Here is a 15,883-nt window from a genome sequence, read left to right as displayed (position 1 = left end):
TCACTAAACTTCCTTTTGCTGATCCCGGAGCTGCGGAGTCTTATCCTCGCTCAAGCTCCTTACAAAACCTTTTACAAAGCTAGCCAGCCAATCCAGGAAAACGATAAAAAGCCAGAAAGAGACGAGAAGAATGCTTGCAAGGATTTTGGCTACAAAAACAATCAAGACTACTCCCAAATAAACCACCTATAGGGTGGCTGCATTTTTTCCTCGGATGTTAACGCCTGCAATAGAAATACTGGAATACCTCGGTTTAATAAAATTGAAAGTTCCCAAGCTGTTTTTGGCCGATCCACTCCCACCACTTTTTGAAAGATTCCAATCAAAGGGCCTTTTTCTTAACCTGCCAATCAATTGAAATCTTCCATTCTGCCATCCTACCCGGAAACCTTTGCCTATCCGCTGATGCAACCGCAAGCCATGGTGTGAATGGACGGTCAGTCCTCTTCCGTTCTTTGAAGCAGACAATCGACCCGCCAATCCTCCCGTTCGGGATAACCTTACCTGCTTGCCTTTGTACTCAAAACGCTTCATTGCTCCTCTTCTTTTTGTTTTCACCTGAAAAACAATAATCGATCAAAGCAACTAAATGTTTACGTTGCCCTTTGTCAGCAACTAGCGGTACCTCTGCGTATTACTTCGGTCAACTGCCGGGGATTGCCGGAAAGAATTAGTACCTTGACCAAGTGGGGTGCAAACACAGCGGCAGCAGCGCGCTCGGATACGGAGCAGAATGGGTTTATCTTTGGCTTCTCCGATTCTTGGCCCGATTGCCCGGAACTTCTAACTACAACCACATTGAAAATACTACTTACCGGAGCAACCGGATACATTGCCCAGCGTTTATTACCAGTACTTTTACAAGAAGGACATCAAGTGATCTGTTGTGTCCGGGACAAGAACCGCTTCAATAGCCGCCGCTTTGCTTCGGAAAACCTCCGCGTTATTGAAGTCGATTTTTTGGATGCAAAAAGCCTGCTGACGATCCCTGAAGAAATTGACCTGGCTTATTACCTCATTCACTCCATGTCTACTCAAAATGGGAAATTTGAAGAAATGGAGGCTACCTGCGCCAATAACTTTCGGGACCGTCTCGAAAATACCCAGGCCAGGCAGGTTATTTACCTAAGTGGAATCGTTAATGAGGAAGAATTGTCCAAACACCTCTCTTCGCGTAAAAACGTCGAACATATCTTATCCAACGCCCGTTTTGCCCTGACCACCCTCAAAGCCGGGATCATTGTTGGCTCCGGCAGCGCCTCCTTCGAGATCATCCGGGACCTGGTAGAAAAACTACCGGTGATGATTGCGCCCCAATGGCTAAAAACCAAATGTCAGCCCATAGCCATTCGAAATGTCATCGAATTTTTAGAGGGAGTCATCCTGAAAGAAGAGACCTACCATCAAAGTTTCGATATCGGCGGACCGGACATCCTTAATTACAAAGAGATGTTGCTCCGTTTTGCAAAAATCAGAGGGTTGAAGCGAAGAATTGGGATCGTGCCGGTCATGACCCCAAGGATTTCTTCGTATTGGCTGTATTTTGTCACCTCCACCTCTTATGCCCTGGCCCAGAACCTGGTGAATAGCATGAAAATTGAAGTGATTTGTTCCCCGAATAACCTGGCGTCCACCTTGGGCATTACTCGGATCGGCTACGATGACGCCATCCGAATGGCCTTCGATAAGATCGAGCAAAACCAGGTTTTGTCCAGCTGGAAGGATGCGCAAACCAGCGACCGCCTCCAGAAAGGGCTTACGCAATACATGGAGGTACCGGTAAACGGCTGCTTTGTCGAGGTACGCAGGAAAGAAATCAGCGATCCGGAGCCTGTACTTGAGGCTGTATGGAAAATCGGGGGAAAAACCGGCTGGTATTATGGCAATTGGCTCTGGGAAATGCGCGGATTTTTGGATCAGTTAGCAGGCGGTGTCGGCATGCGCCGGGGACGGAAAAGCGAGACAGAAATTTCAGCCGGCGACACCCTGGATTTCTGGCGCGTACTGATTGCCAGCAAGGAGGAAAAACGGCTCCTGCTCTACGCCGAAATGAAATTACCCGGAGAAGCCTGGCTGGAATTCAAAATTGAAGACAGGGTATTGATCCAGACCGCTACCTTTAGACCCCTGGGCTTATTGGGTAGGTTGTACTGGTATTCCGTGATGCCCTTTCACGGATTTATTTTTGGAGGGATGATTAAAAATATAGCGGCTATTCAGTAACTTAAGCACTGAAGTTTCACCTCTGAAAAGGACAGCGCTGCTTTTTCCGCAGTTTGTATACCCTGAGGCTGGAGTGTACAAAAATCCTTGGATACGAAGAACTACCCCGGTATTCGAGCACGGAAACCGGATTACTTTGGGCAGTCTGCAGCCAAAATCGAAGGCCGGCAGAAAGGTTAGACGTTTTGCTACGCAGCAGGACCGCTCGCAGTCCTTCACGAGAAGGGAGGTTTGCGCGCAGATAGCACCTGAGGAGCTACCGAGCCTTTCACTTGCCTGCCTTACCAGTGCCGGAAATTTGGACCTTTCACAGGATAACATAAAAAGAGCCGACCAAAAAATAAATTGCGATGCACGAACGCCTACTAAGTACTGCACCTGGGAGGAATTTGCTGCTACTAGCCCTGTTCGGATGGGCCTTTGGCTGCCAATCCGTATCCCAGGAAGCTAACACACCCTTTTCCGCAGCGGTAGCTCCTTACAAAGGGAAGCCCGCCCTATTTCTAAATGAAGCGCCGGTAGCTCCGGTACAATATGGGTTGACCGACGTGCCTGGCGGCCGCTGGTCCTGGGAGGAAATTCCCCAGCACAATATCCGGCAATTTTGCGAACAGGGAGTACGGCTATACCAGTTGGACCTGTTTTTGGAGCAGTTTTGGCAGGCGGACGGAAGCCTGGATCTCTCTCTTGCCAAAAAACAGGTAGACGGTGTCCTGGAAGTTTGCCCCGATGCCGGGGTGGTTTTTCGATTCCACCTCAATGCGCCCAAGTGGTGGATGGAACTACATCCGGAAGAGATGACCTTATACGACGGCGTAGAACCCATGCCGGATGAACAACTTGGCTTTAGCCGCCTGGTGGAAGCAGATGCCCGAATTCCGATTCGGGCCAGTTTTGCCTCCAAACGCTGGCAATCCGAGGCCAGGGAAAAATTGGCTGCCTTTTGCCAATCCTTTTCAAAAACTCCACAGGGAGATCGACTCATCGGAATGCACCTGGCAAACGGAGTCTATGGAGAGTGGCATCAATGGGGCTTCATGCGCAACGAAGCGGATTTTAGTTCTGCCATGGAAGCCCATTTCCGCGAATGGCTGCAACAGAAATACGGTAGTCAGACCGCCCTGCAGCGGGCGTGGGCGGACAGTACGGTTACTTTTGCTCGTGCAAGAATTCCCGACACCGAGGAACGCAGCCATACCTCTGCCGGCATCTTCCGCGATCCGCAAGCCGAAAGAAACGTCATCGATTATTACAGCTGCCAGCACGAGTTGGTTGCCGATCTGATCATCGATTTTTCTTCCACCGTGAAAAAGAATTGGCCCCGGCCCATCCTCACAGGAGCCTTTTACGGGTACTACTTTTCCGTATTTGGCCGGGAGGCCGCCGGAGGGCACCTGGCACTTCAGAAGGTCCTGGCCTCGGATCAGGTCGACTACCTGAGCGGACCCCAATCCTACTATCCGGATAGTGGCTACCAACCAGGTGAACCTTACCGGTCCAGGACGCTCAACCAATCCCTATTGCTCAATGGAAAACTATGGCTGGACGAATACGACCAACAACCCAGGAGAGTCTGGCCCTATCAGGGATTGACCGAAAACCGGGAAGCCTACGAACAAGCCCTGACTGCCAATGTATCCATGATTCGCCGCAACGTCTTGTACCCGCTGCTGAAAGGGCAGGGCCTCTGGTTCTACGATTTTGGGCCGGCCAGCATGCACCTCCACCCAAATAACCAACGAAACGACCAGGCCGGTACCAACGGCTATTGGGACCATCCGCGGTACATGGAAACCATCGGTACCTTAAAGGCCATTGCCGACACCCTGCTCCACCAGGAATACGAGTCCGGGTCAGAGGTACTTGCCGTGTTCGACACGGAAAGCATCAAATACACGAGAAGCACCCGGCAGCAACCCTGCCCCATTACCCCCCAATTGATCAATTACAGCAGCCTTGCCTTGTTTTATTCGGGAGCCCTTTTCGATGCCATACACCTTGCGGATTTGGAGAAAGCAGACTTATCCTCTTATAAAGCGGTGGTTTTCTTCAACACGTTTGTAATGGACGCAGGCAGCAGAGCACTGATAAAAAATAAAGTAGCGGCTGAAGGTCGGCATCTGGTTTGGATGTATGCACCGGGATACCTGGACGGAAATGACTACCAATCCAGGTTTGTTTCGGAATTGACCGGAATCAACCTAAAGACAACCCACTACGGTGAAGCCCTGAAAATTATTTTTGGAGATACCTGGACAACCCTCGACCCAATGGAGGCTACGGCAGCCTATGATCCCGTCTTTTACCCGGAGGATCCCGAGATGACCCAACTGGGTAGCTATCAGGGCCTGAATTTGCCCGCAATTGGCAGGAAGGAGCAGGCAACCCATACGGCCTGGTACAGCGGAGTTCCCATAGTTAACCCGGAAGTGTTTCGCCAAATCTGGAAAAAAGCGGGGGTAAGCATCTATACAGACGCCGGAGATATCGCGTATGGAAACCGGGACTGGATCATGATTCATAGCAAAACTGCCGGTACCAAAACGCTACCGGGTGGGAAGGAGATTGAAGCGAAAAGCGCTCCTTCGACCCTCTTGCTGGAACGCCAATCGAACCGGCTCCTTCTGGAATAGGCCCTTGTGAAGACCTGGTTTACCTTCCCATGGAGCTGCTTCGTTTTCTTTATTTTTGAAGCAGATGCCTTCCCAGATACTGTACGGTGGCTTCGTTTACCCGAACCCGGTTCGAAAACTGCATCCAATGGTGCGTATCTCCCGGAATGACCAGATAGTCGTAGGGTTTTCCCAACTCGTCAAAACGCCGGACCAGATCGGCGCTGTGATAAAATCCCACGTTGCGGTCATCGTCCGAATGAATGAACAAGACAGGGGAGGTCCATTGATCCAAATCTGCCATGGGAGAGGATTCCCAGGCGATTTGTTTGGCCGCTGCATAGTCCGGTGCCACTTCAACGCCCTCGGGCAGCTCGTACCGATGATCCATGTCGTGCACGCCACTGATGTCAACGCCTACCTTGAACAAGTCAGAGTCGCGGGCCAATGCCAAGGCCGTCAGGTAACCCCCATACGAACCTCCATAAATGCCGATGCGCTCTGGGTCCACTTGCTCCAAACCGGCCAGGAATTCACCCGCGGCCTTGATGTCCTGGTATTCGGCAGCTCCCTGATAGTAGGTGCCTGCAGGCCGATGGAAGTCGTATCCGTATCCAATACCCAGCCGGTAATTCACCGACAGCACCACAAAGCCCATTTCGGCCAGCTTTTGATTAATGGCATAGGTATTGGAATAATAATCCATGTAGCTCCAGCCCAAAAGCATCTGCCGCTGTGGTCCACCGTGAACGAAAACCACGGCTGCTTTTTCGCCGGGCCGCCAGCCGATTCAAACAACTGCCCGTACACCCGGGTACCGTCCCCGGCGGTAAAGGATACCTGTCTGGGGACCACCAACGCTTCCGAAGGAAAATCGGCTGGAAGCAGATTTTCACCCAGCAAACGGACCTTGCCCTCCCGTACAACTGCTGGAAGCAAAGGCCGCTTCGGTGTCGCAGAGAAAAAGGCGATTTCATCCCCCTGACCGGTAAAAACCGGATAGGCTTCGATGCCCGCTCCGGAGGTCTTCCAGGCGAACGTTCCGCTGGTCAAATCAACCGTAGCCAGATGGCGTCTATCCAGGTCGCCCGGCAGGTCTCCCCCATTGGCCGCAAAAACCAGGCTTTTTCCATCGGGATGCAGGGAGAGCTGCTCCACCATAAATTCCCCCGGCGTGAGCAACCTCGCCTGCTGATCCTTCAAATGAAACGAATACAGGTGTGGCCATCCGTCTTCGTAGGACAAGTACACCAGTTGCTCCTGTACTGGCCAATGCAGGTTAAATCCACCCTGTGTGGTGGGTACCGAACCGGCCAGCGTTTCCGGAGCCTTCCATTGTCGGACGGCTCTTCCGGACTGCACGTTCGCCGTCCAGATCTCCCAGGGTACGTGGCGCTTTTCCAACAAGGGCAAAGCCGCTCCGGAGCCCCCCAGGGTACGTACAAACGCAATGGATTGTCCATCCGGTGACCAACGTGGCGACCGGTCCCGTTGAAAGGAGGGAGCAAGCCATTTCACCGGAGTGGAACCGTCCCGGTACACGCCAATCAGCGCGTGCGTCCCCCTATCGGCTACAAAAGCCAGTTGACTGCCATCCGGAGAGAAACGAAGCTCCCCGAGCCGACCTCTGTTTTGAATAATGGCTTTCGCAGGGGCCTCGCTTGCCAGGTCCTTAATCCAGACTTCGCCGTTTTTGATAAAGGCCAATTGATAACCCTCTCCCCATACGGGGTAATCTCCGCTGGTCAAAGGACTGGCTTCTCCGGAAGCCAGATGTAGTGTCCAGATTTCCACGCTGCTCAATATTGGCATGTTTTGGGTGTTTACCGGTCGGGAAGCGTTACCCCCGCCATGGTCTCCTCCCCGTACAAACACCAGGTACTCCCCATCCTTACTAAACTGCAAACTACTGATTTCCTGACCATCGTCTTCCTGAAAATGGGTCATCCTGCGGACAGCATAATCGGGCGCCTCGGCAACGTATACGTTCCGTTTGCCTTGCTCGTCCATGGCCCAGGCAATTCTACCCTGGGGAGCATGAGCGGTGAGTTCGGAAGGAAAGGAAAACCGGGAAACAGAAAGGGTGCTAAAACCTTGAGCAAACGACAAACCGGGCAGTGCCAGTACAAGAAGGGCCAGTACTAATCCTAAAATCGATTTGGATTGGGGCATATAAAGATCGGGTTCAATAATTCGCGTGAATAAAATACAGTACCTTCTGAAGTTCGGTTTTCTGGACACTGGAGCTGCCCGTATAATTGTTAAAAAAGGTACTAAAGAGCAGTGTTTTGCCGCTTTTGGTAAGCAGGTATCCACTTAGCGCCGCGCTCATGCTCAGCGTGCCGGTTTTTGCATAAATATAGGGCGGTTCTCCGGGGTCTGCAGGGTACCAGTTTCGGATGGTGCCGGATTCACCTCCAGCGGGAAAATACGCCTTGATCTTTTCCATCGGCACCTCCTGCTGAATTTTTTCAAGCAATTTGATGACCGATCGGGGAGTAAACATGTTTTGTGGGGACAGCCCCGATCCATCCACCCACTGCGGTTTGTCCGGCAGGTCCGCCAGTAAACTGTCGGTGGCATAGGCGATGGCTGCGTCCATGTCCAGGGAGTCAAAAAGCGCATCTGCCACCAATACCATCAGTTGTTCTGCAAGAAAATTATCACTGATTTTCATCATTTCGGCATAGATGGAATCCACTTTAGCGGTTTGCAGCGTTTGATGGCGCGTGCGGGTATACCCCCGATCATCAATCAGGTTGATCTCCCGGCCAACGGCTTCCTGAAGCAGGTTTTTGGTCAGGTTCGAAGAGGTAATAAAAGGTTTGTCAGTTTCAAAAGCCAATTCCTTTACTTCCGGGTTCAATGCATAGTAAAACAAGTTTCGTTCGAAATCCCGGCGAATGGAATACTTTTCCGGCAGTTCACCCATCTGTTTACTCAGCGGTAGAAAAGTGCTGTTGGGATAGACGTCGGCGATGGGGGAAGCAGCGATTTTGGAATACCGGACTACATTCCCATAGATTGGCATGGCCGATCGTTCCGCAGCAAAGTAATACGGGTACCAATTCCAGGTCCATCCCCGACCGTACCGCGGTACCTGCTCAAAATTATCGACCATATACAACGCTTCGGGACGATCTTTTAAAAATCGAAGGACCGTACTATCCTGAAAATCCGGGTGCAAGAGGGAGGGGTCCCCTGTCCCCCAAAACAAGAGCGAATCTCCCTTTTCAATATAATTAAGGCCGTTGACGCGATCGTCTCCCAGCACTTTGTAGCTGGTATAGAAAGTAAAGATCTTTGTATTCGAAGCAGGTATAAAATACTTTTTCTCGTTAAGGCTGACCAGTGTTTTTTCTTTTACCGGATCGTATAACATGAATCCCATGTGTCCTTTTTCAAAGACCTCGGAGTCGTAGACGGATTTTTTCACTTTTTGTACCGTGCAGGAACAAAAGAGCAGGAGTAATAGCCAGTAAATATGCTTCATGGGTTAAATTTAACCCTGCCTTGCCAATAAAAAATAAAAAGCTAAAAAAAATATCGAGGTATTGGCCGTTTTTTGGGAAAAAAAAGGGCTAATTTTGAGTCTCATCCTCTTTTTTAAACTGCATGCACTTCTTGATCCAGGCAAGCCCACGGAGGGAAATGGCAGCCCTATCCCGGCAGAACTGCCGAGCAGACCCTGGCCCGGCCGGCTGGCCTTGATCCTGCGGTAAAACATCTTCAGTAAATGGAGGCGCCCGGGCATGAAAAAGCCTTTTGATCATTGCTTTCAATCGGGTAAAATGATTACTTTTCCTTCAACTATTGCAGACAATGCCTGACCAACTGAAACGACACCGGCCCGAACCGGACTTGGGGGAGGCAAGGCACCCGATTGGCTGCACGGATAGCCTTGAAATTTACCAAATCGGTCTGGGGAAGGGCTCTCCCGAGCTTCCGGCTGCGCCAAAATATGACCTATCACAACCAAACAGCGAATCAATGAAAAAATATATTGGCTTTTTTGGCTGCCTTTTTCTCGCACTTTCCGGTACCCTCTTTGGCCAAGGAAATGACGCCGATTGGCCTGCCTACGGAGGTGATCCGGGCGGTATGCGGCATGCTGCGCTTTCCCAAATTACCCCGGAAAATCTCCATCGGTTGAAGGTGGCCTGGACCTACCGCACCGGAGAATTGGCATACTACCAACGAAATAACGCCGCAGAAAAAGCCGCATTTGAAGCCACGCCTTTGATGGTGGAAGGCGTTTTGTACCTAAGCACTCCCAGCAATCGGGTCATTGCCCTGGATCCAGCAACCGGCGCCGAAAAATGGACCTTTGACCCAAAGGTTGACTTAACGAGGGATTATTCCGAAATCACCTCCCGGGGCGTATCTACCTGGCCGGGGCCGGATGTGGTGGGAAAGGATAGGAAACGAAGAATTTTCCTGACCACGATTGACGGTCGTCTGATTGCACTTTCTGCCGCAACCGGAAAACCTATTCCCGAATTCGGAAGGAAAGGCACCATTGACTTGCGCAGGGGAATCGGCCCCATCAGCGTCACCTCCCCTCCGGCGATCATTGGAAATACACTCATCACCGGCTCATCCATGGGCGATAACCAACGGTTGGATTACGAACGCGGAGTAGTTAGGGCCTTTGATGTGTTGACGGGTAAATTAAAGTGGCGTTGGGATCCCATACCCCGCAAGGCCGACGATCCGGCCCGGGCTACCTGGAAGGGGAAAAAAGCAGCGCAGACCGGTGCCGCCAATGCCTGGTCCATCCTGTCGGTGGATCCCGAACGGGACCTGGTATTTATCCCCACCACGAGTCCGAGTCCGGATTATTATGGGGGAGAACGCGTCGGTAGGAACGAGTACGCCAATTCAATAGTTGCTCTCCGGGCCAGCACCGGCAAGCTGGTCTGGCACTTCCAGACCGTACACCACGACCTCTGGGACTACGACAACGCTGCCCAACCCGCATTGATCACAGTAGATCGGAAAGGGGAACCAATACCGGCAGTGGCAGTGGGAACGAAGATGGGGCATATTTTCCTCCTCCACCGGGAAACCGGAAAACCCTTGTTTCCGGTAGAGGAGCGACCTGTTCCTCAAAGCAAGGTGCCCGGGGAAAAAACCTATGCCACCCAGCCCTTTCCGGTGTTGCCCCTACCCGTAGGGCCGCAGCAGGTCCGTACAGCAGATGCCTGGGGATTAACGGAAGCCGACAGGCAAACTGCGGAAAAGCGAATCGCATCCTTACTTAACGAGGGTCCGTTTACCCCTCCGAGCTTGCAAGGTACCATGGTGGCCCCCTCCAATGCTGGCGGAGTGCACTGGGGAGGGGTTTCCTACGATCCACAACGAAGCCTCCTCGTCACCAACATCAACCGTCTCGTAGCCGTTATCCGGCTGATCCCCAGAGAAAAACTAAAGGAAGAGGAAGGAAAAAACGAGGCCCTACTGCGGGCAGAAACCGGACTTCAGGAGGGAACCCCCTATGTCTTGAAAAGGGATTACTTGTTTACGAGAAGCCAGGAGGGATTGCACATGCAGACAAAACCGCCCTGGGGAAACCTACTGGCCATCGACATGAATTCCGGGGAACGCAAATGGGAAGTACCGCTGGGATTTATGTACGATCCCCAAACCTATCCCGATGCGGTCAATTGGGGCTCCATCAATTTTGGGGGCGCCTTGACCACGGCCAGCGGACTGACGTTTGTAGCCGCATCCGTAGATGGTTTTTTCCGGGCCTTTGCCACCGAAACCGGTGAACTACTCTGGCAAAGCCAGCTTCCTGCAGGTGGCCAATCCACCCCCATGTCCTATCAATTGAACGGGAAACAATACCTGGTGATTTCAGCGGGCGGGCATGGCAAGTTGGGTACACCACTAGGTGATTACGTCGTAGCCTATGCCTTGGATTAAATGGGGTATGGCCCGCATTTTTCCCCGTTCTCGCCCACACCGCTTCTTCCTGCATCCGAAAAACGACCGGGTTTCCGATTCAATGGGCATTGCTTCAACCGGAACAACCTGCTACCGTAAAAATAGATTGAGGTGTACCGGGGTTCATTGGGATTGAAAACGCATCGGCTTGGGTAAACCCGAAATAGGCAATAAGCCTATCTAGTCCAGGTCACACAGGTAGTACGAACTAAAATTGCTTCAAAATCAGTCGCTACGCTGCGGTTTTCGATTTCACCCTAGCAGCGCGATGCCTCAATCTCCAAACAGCCTGAATTTCTTGCCGTTTCAATTCTCATAACGATTGGTTTTGCTTAATCCGGGCCAAAGGGAAGGTGCGGTATTTTCCAGCGGTTCATAGAACGCAACGATCAGTAGGGGTCGCAAAAAAAGAAAGGGCGAAGTTTGACACTTCGCCCTTGAAAATCTGAATTAACTTGCCTGTTCTACTGATCCCACCAGATTCGATCCAGTAGGGTTACGGTTGGAACATTTTGTCCGTTTCTGCTGACTTCATTGTCCGGATAAGCGAGCCTTCGGATAAATTGCCCGTTCAAATCGGGATTGAGGTTATCCGGCACGGTCATGTCCTTATAGCCATAGTCAAACCTCCGGGCATCGTTCCAGGTTTCCGGATGAAGAAAAAGGGCTACCCATTTTTCTTTAAGTATGGTATCCAGAGTGAGGGATTGTGCTCCCACGGCCACACTTGGGTCGGACAAATAGGCATCCTTCTCCGCTTGAGGTACCTCCAGCATGTCCATGTGCGCTTCGATCCCGGCCAAATAAGCCGCATAGGCTCTTCCCGGATCCGTCGATAAAGCGGCTTCCGCTTCGATAAATTTTTGCTCCGCAAAGGTCGCGATCAATAGCGGCGACAATTCGGAAGTATAGAACTGCCCGGGAATAAGGGTGGATCGGGCACCTTGCTCTGGCGCATCTCCCCGGCCCGCCCCGTTGGTCACACCGATAAATTCTCCCTCATCGGTGGTTCCAATCATCAAGCCCAACCTTGGGTCCATTGCAGGATACGAGGTGCCGTCCAGCGCTTCAATAAATTGGCTGGAAATCCACCCGCCCAGGAGCAGGTTTGCGTTGTTAATGGCCACCTGGGCCCAAGGATTGAAGCGCTGCTCGAAGAAGGTCACGTAGGCATCGTCTTCGTTGCCCGAAAACCCATTGTCGAGGGCAGCGAGCAACTCGCTTTCGTTGTAACTACCGGTACCTTTGGTGTGAAGCATAAAACGGGCTTTGAGTGCATTGGCAAACTTGCCCCACTTTTCCACGTCTCCCTGGAAGATAAAATCATCTGCTCCCATGGAAATGGTGGTGCTTCCCGCGAGGTTTTGAATGCCACTGTTCAGCAAACGCATGATTTCGGCATACAACTGCTCGTCGTCGTCGTACGCGGGAGTGACGGCACTGAAATCAAAGCCTTCGGAATAGGGTACGTCGCCGAAAATATCGACTGTCATTCCCAGGTTTAATGCCATCAGGACCTGTCCTGCACCCAGGTAATGTCCTGCATCGGATTCCTCGGCTTTGCTGATCAGGTCGGTCAGGTCGGTCATCACGTTGTACAAGTTAAACCAGGTACCGCTGTAGTTAACCGGATCCATCACATCGGAGGAAGTCGCGGGATTCGGCGATGCCAGGTACTGCACGTAATTGGAAGTAATGCTCCCGACACGCTGCACATTCAGTGCCGTTTCGTACGTAGCGTTGGTCATCAGGCCCGTAATGGGTGCATCCTCGGGATTATTCGGATTTTCATTGACGTCCAGAAACTCTTCGCAGGAAGAAATTCCTACCAGAAGTAACAGACCAAGTAGTCGGATATGTATCGATTTCATAATGGCTGAAAATTAAAGTCCAAGGTTGAGGTTAAAGAATACGCTTTGTACTCCAGGGAAGCCAAGGCCGGTAAAGCCCACGGCATTTCCCCCGGCTCCGGCCGAAAAGGATTCCGGATCAAAGCCATCCCAGGGCGTATACAGGATTATGTTATTCGCTGCCACCGATACTCTGGCAGAGCGGAACGGTGTGCTATCCAAAATCCCAGGGCTCAGGTTGTAACCCAATGTGAGATTCCTCAACTTTATAAAACTGGCATCGGTAACAAAGTTCTCACTGGTAGTCCGGTAGTGATTCCTCCAGTAGCCGGCCCCGTAGTTTACCCCATCCGGGCCTACGCCTTGCCCCAGCCACACTTCCTGGGTATTGGGCGATCCATCTGCCAGGACTCCTTCAAACACCCGGAAATCTTCACGGGCTTCGGTAAACTCGTTTTTACCAAAGGCAGAAAGGAAATTTGCAAACTGGTTGTATTGCTCTACACCGGTTCGGAAGTCCACCAAAAAGGACAATTCAAAACCCTTGTAGGTAAAGTCGTTGCGGATACCGCCGATCCATTTGGGCACGGCATTCCCCAGCACCAATTGGGCGCTGTTTCTAATCGGAAAGCCGTTCGCTCCAATGACTACTGGCAAGCTTCGGTCAAGAAACAGGTTATCCGGATCAGATCCAAATCGCTGGTATGACCGCCCGAAAATATTTCCATAGGCCTCTCCCTCGATCAGTTTCATGGTAACGGTAGATCCTGCGTAGCCGAACTGGCTGCCCACCACAATCTCATCAATCCCTTCCCGAATGGCCTTGATCTCGTTGTTATTGATGGAGAGGTTGGCATTGATGGACCAGGAAAAATTCTGCGTTCGAACCGGGGTACCGCCTAAAATAAACTCGAAACCGCTGTTTTCAATTTCCCCGGCATTCGTGATATAGGAAGAGAAACCGGTTGCATCGGAAATCGGAACCGGTATGATTTGATCCTGCGCATTGGACTTGTAGTAAGTCACGTCGAAATTAGCCCGATTGTCCCAAAAAGCAGTCTGCAAACCGAATTCCAGGGAGGTGGTTAGCTCCGGTCGTAGATTCGGGTCGCCAAAGACGGAGTTCCGGGTAAACCCTACCTGTCCGTTCAAGGGGAAAATGGAAGGGGACGCATACGTAGCTCCCAGGATGTGGGGATTGGTGTCTTTTCCTACTTGCGCCCAGGAAGCTCTCAATTTACCAAAGGTAACCCAGGAGGGCAGGCTTAGGTTTTCGCTAAACACGTAGCCCAGGTTTACCGAAGGATAGAAGAAGGAATTGTTGTCCTTCGGCAGCGTGGAGGAGATATCGTTTCTTCCGGTAAGATTCAGAAACAGAAAGTTTTTGTAATCCACCATCAGGTCTCCGTAAAACCCTACCAACCTTCGCAGACTTTTGCCCTGACTAGCGAAGATTTGGGTGGTATTATTCAGGTTGTAGAATTCTGGAATGACAAAATTCTCTCCCCTCGCCGTAACGCGATCAAAACGCCGCTCAAAGATATCGTTCCCGAGCCGAAGACTTGTGTTCCAGTCAGAGTTGAATTGCTTTTTCAGCGTTACGTAGAAGTTTGAGGTAAGGTCCCGGCTGTTGATACGGGTTTCTTCCAGCAGCCCGGTAGAGCTCAGAGCCACCTCTCCATCGATTCCCTTCGGTCCGGGTGTAATCTCGGTTCGGGTATCGCTGTAGAAGTCGTTCCCCAATCGGTAAGAAAAGGACAACCAATCCGTCGGGTTGTAATTTAAGTTGATGTTCCCGATGATGCGGTTCACATCGTCCTCGTAGGTAGCAAAGCGAGCGTCGTAAATAGGATTGGTATTGCCATAGGTACGCATGGTGCCGTCTTCGTTGATATAATCCCGGACGTCGGTCGTTTCGGACCAGTACATCATGCGTTCCATAAATCGATCGTGGGGGACACGATTTCCTCCGGTATTGGAAAAGTTGATGGAGCCGGAGAAGTCAAATTTTTCGTTGGCCTTCACCGAACCGGAGAGTTTGGCGGTAGTACGGTCCCAGGTGGAGAAAGGAATAATTCCGTCCTGAGTCAAATTACCTATGGAGCCATAAAAGGTGGCTTTCTCATTTCCGCCGGAGATACTGACGCTATTGTCTATCTGTACGCCCGTGTTAAACGCCCGGTTCCAGTTATCCTGATAGCGATGATCGGGTACGGTTTGTTGCACCTCACTGATCGGCGCGCCCCAAGAGGGCCAGAAACTATTGGGTTGGTATTGTCCACTAAAGCCCTACCCGTACTCGTCCTGCAGCAAAGGCAAGCGGTTCAACTCTTCGAAGCCCACAGATCCGCTGTAGTTGACGCGGATTTGCCCTTCTTTTCCTTTTTTTGTCGTAATGATGACCGCTCCGTTTGCCGCGCGTACCCCGTACAAAGCAGTGGCTGCTGCACCTTTCAACACGGACATGGATTCGATATCGTTCGGATTGACATCGGCCATACGGTTCGACAGTCCTCGGGGTGTTCCGCTGGATTCGATGGTAGAGTTGTCTACCGGCACACCGTCTACTACGAATAGCGGCTGGTTGTCTGCACCAGGATCCAGGGAGTTGATTCCCCGAATGATGATCCGTGCCGATTGACCCGGTGCACCTCCGGAATTGGTAACTTGTACCCCCGCTACCTGTCCCTGAAGGGCATTTACCAGATTGGGCTGCTTCATTTTGGTGATGGCTTCCGAATCAATGCTCTGCGCGGAGTAGCCCAGTGATTTCTTTTCCTGGGAAATACCGAATGCCGTGACGATGAATTCGTCCAGGTCGCCCGCTTCCGGACTCAAGGCGATGTTCAAGGTTTGGCGATTTCCCACCTGTTCGGATCGGGTACCGAATCCAATGAATGAAAAAAGTAAGACCGCATTCGGACCGGGCACATCCAGGGAGTAATTCCCTTCCAGGTCGGAAACCGTACCGTTGCTGGTTCCTTCGATTACGATGCTCACACCCGGGAGCACTTCCCCATCTTCTGTGGAGGTAATGGTGCCACTAACGGTCCGCTGCTGTGCCAGCAGAAAGGACCCCTGCAATAGAAAGCAGGTAAGTAACACGAAATACGTGGTAAATTTTCTTTTCATACGTTTGTGTTTGATTTGGTTTGAATCGTTTTTTCATGGGAATTTTTGCAATCAAGGCCATTTGGATCGATAAGGCCCGCAAAAATACACCCAAAATCTCAAGTAATTAAACCCTTC

The 15,883-nt window shown here is 51.4% G+C and carries 9 protein-coding genes; 3 read left to right on the top strand and 6 right to left on the bottom strand.

The features are described 5' to 3' along the window. The first annotated feature begins 798 nt into the window (after nucleotides 1–798). Together ABWH99_RS02590 and ABWH99_RS02585 are read left to right on the top strand one after the other, a co-directional pair. The gene (locus tag ABWH99_RS02590) at nucleotides 799–2,223 is read left to right on the top strand and encodes an SDR family oxidoreductase (RefSeq protein ID WP_375584757.1); all 1,425 of its coding nucleotides are present in this window, start codon (nucleotides 799–801) and stop codon (nucleotides 2,221–2,223) included. 350 nt (nucleotides 2,224–2,573) lie between these two features. Continuing rightward, nucleotides 2,574–4,856 carry a hypothetical protein gene (locus tag ABWH99_RS02585; RefSeq protein WP_375584756.1) on the top strand — a complete coding sequence of 761 codons (2,283 nt, stop codon included), beginning with the start codon at nucleotides 2,574–2,576 and terminating at the stop codon, nucleotides 4,854–4,856. Between the two features lie 49 nt (nucleotides 4,857–4,905). Here the strand turns inward: ABWH99_RS02585 and ABWH99_RS02580 are convergent, their stop codons facing one another. From ABWH99_RS02580 to ABWH99_RS02570, 3 genes are read right to left on the bottom strand one after another with little or no spacing between them, the layout of a single operon-like run. After that, the gene (locus ABWH99_RS02580) at nucleotides 4,906–5,541 is read right to left on the bottom strand and encodes an alpha/beta hydrolase family protein (protein WP_375584755.1); all 636 of its coding nucleotides are present in this window, start codon (nucleotides 5,539–5,541) and stop codon (nucleotides 4,906–4,908) included. Continuing rightward, the gene (locus tag ABWH99_RS02575; RefSeq protein WP_375584754.1) at nucleotides 5,469–7,007 is read right to left on the bottom strand and encodes a TolB family protein; all 1,539 of its coding nucleotides are present in this window, start codon (nucleotides 7,005–7,007) and stop codon (nucleotides 5,469–5,471) included. The genes ABWH99_RS02580 and ABWH99_RS02575 overlap by 73 nt, the downstream gene beginning before the upstream one ends. A gap of 13 nt (nucleotides 7,008–7,020) precedes the next feature. After that, nucleotides 7,021–8,328: a D-alanyl-D-alanine carboxypeptidase gene (locus ABWH99_RS02570; protein WP_375584753.1), complete on the bottom strand. Its 1,308-nt coding sequence runs from the start codon at nucleotides 8,326–8,328 to the stop codon at nucleotides 7,021–7,023. A 497-nt stretch (nucleotides 8,329–8,825) separates the two neighbouring features. Between ABWH99_RS02570 and ABWH99_RS02565 the strand changes: the two genes are divergently transcribed. Next, nucleotides 8,826–10,763 carry a pyrroloquinoline quinone-dependent dehydrogenase gene (locus tag ABWH99_RS02565; RefSeq protein ID WP_375584752.1) on the top strand — a complete coding sequence of 646 codons (1,938 nt, stop codon included), beginning with the start codon at nucleotides 8,826–8,828 and terminating at the stop codon, nucleotides 10,761–10,763. A 485-nt stretch (nucleotides 10,764–11,248) separates the two neighbouring features. Here the strand turns inward: ABWH99_RS02565 and ABWH99_RS02560 are convergent, their stop codons facing one another. From ABWH99_RS02560 to ABWH99_RS02550, 3 genes are all read right to left on the bottom strand, one after another. Continuing rightward, entirely contained in the window at nucleotides 11,249–12,655 is a 1,407-nt protein-coding gene (locus ABWH99_RS02560; RefSeq protein WP_375584751.1) for a SusD/RagB family nutrient-binding outer membrane lipoprotein, read from the bottom strand. A 12-nt stretch (nucleotides 12,656–12,667) separates the two neighbouring features. Further along, the gene (locus ABWH99_RS02555) at nucleotides 12,668–14,860 is read right to left on the bottom strand and encodes a SusC/RagA family TonB-linked outer membrane protein (RefSeq protein ID WP_375584750.1); all 2,193 of its coding nucleotides are present in this window, start codon (nucleotides 14,858–14,860) and stop codon (nucleotides 12,668–12,670) included. A gap of 63 nt (nucleotides 14,861–14,923) precedes the next feature. Next, nucleotides 14,924–15,766, bottom strand: a complete 843-nt coding sequence (locus tag ABWH99_RS02550; RefSeq protein WP_375584749.1) for a TonB-dependent receptor plug domain-containing protein — start codon at nucleotides 15,764–15,766, stop codon at nucleotides 14,924–14,926. Nucleotides 15,767–15,883: the final 117 nt, after the last annotated feature.

Source organism: Cyclobacterium xiamenense, from assembly GCF_042140265.1.
Classification (GTDB): Bacteria; Bacteroidota; Bacteroidia; order Cytophagales; family Cyclobacteriaceae; genus Cyclobacterium; species Cyclobacterium xiamenense_A.
This window is presented reverse-complemented; position numbering and strand designations above follow the sequence as displayed.

Bases quoted from the DNA above. Each gene is read 5' to 3' on its own strand.
- ABWH99_RS02570 (WP_375584753.1), bottom strand. From the start codon at position 8,328: ATGAAGCATATTTACTGGCTATTACTCCTGCTCTTTTGTTCCTGCACG.
- ABWH99_RS02575 (WP_375584754.1), bottom strand. From the start codon at position 7,007: ATGCCCCAATCCAAATCGATTTTAGGATTAGTACTGGCCCTTCTTGTA.
- ABWH99_RS02560 (WP_375584751.1), bottom strand. From the start codon at position 12,655: ATGAAATCGATACATATCCGACTACTTGGTCTGTTACTTCTGGTAGGA.
- ABWH99_RS02585 (WP_375584756.1), top strand. From the start codon at position 2,574: ATGCACGAACGCCTACTAAGTACTGCACCTGGGAGGAATTTGCTGCTA.
- ABWH99_RS02580 (WP_375584755.1), bottom strand. From the start codon at position 5,541: ATGGATTATTATTCCAATACCTATGCCATTAATCAAAAGCTGGCCGAA.
- ABWH99_RS02565 (WP_375584752.1), top strand. From the start codon at position 8,826: ATGAAAAAATATATTGGCTTTTTTGGCTGCCTTTTTCTCGCACTTTCC.
- ABWH99_RS02550 (WP_375584749.1), bottom strand. From the start codon at position 15,766: ATGAAAAGAAAATTTACCACGTATTTCGTGTTACTTACCTGCTTTCTA.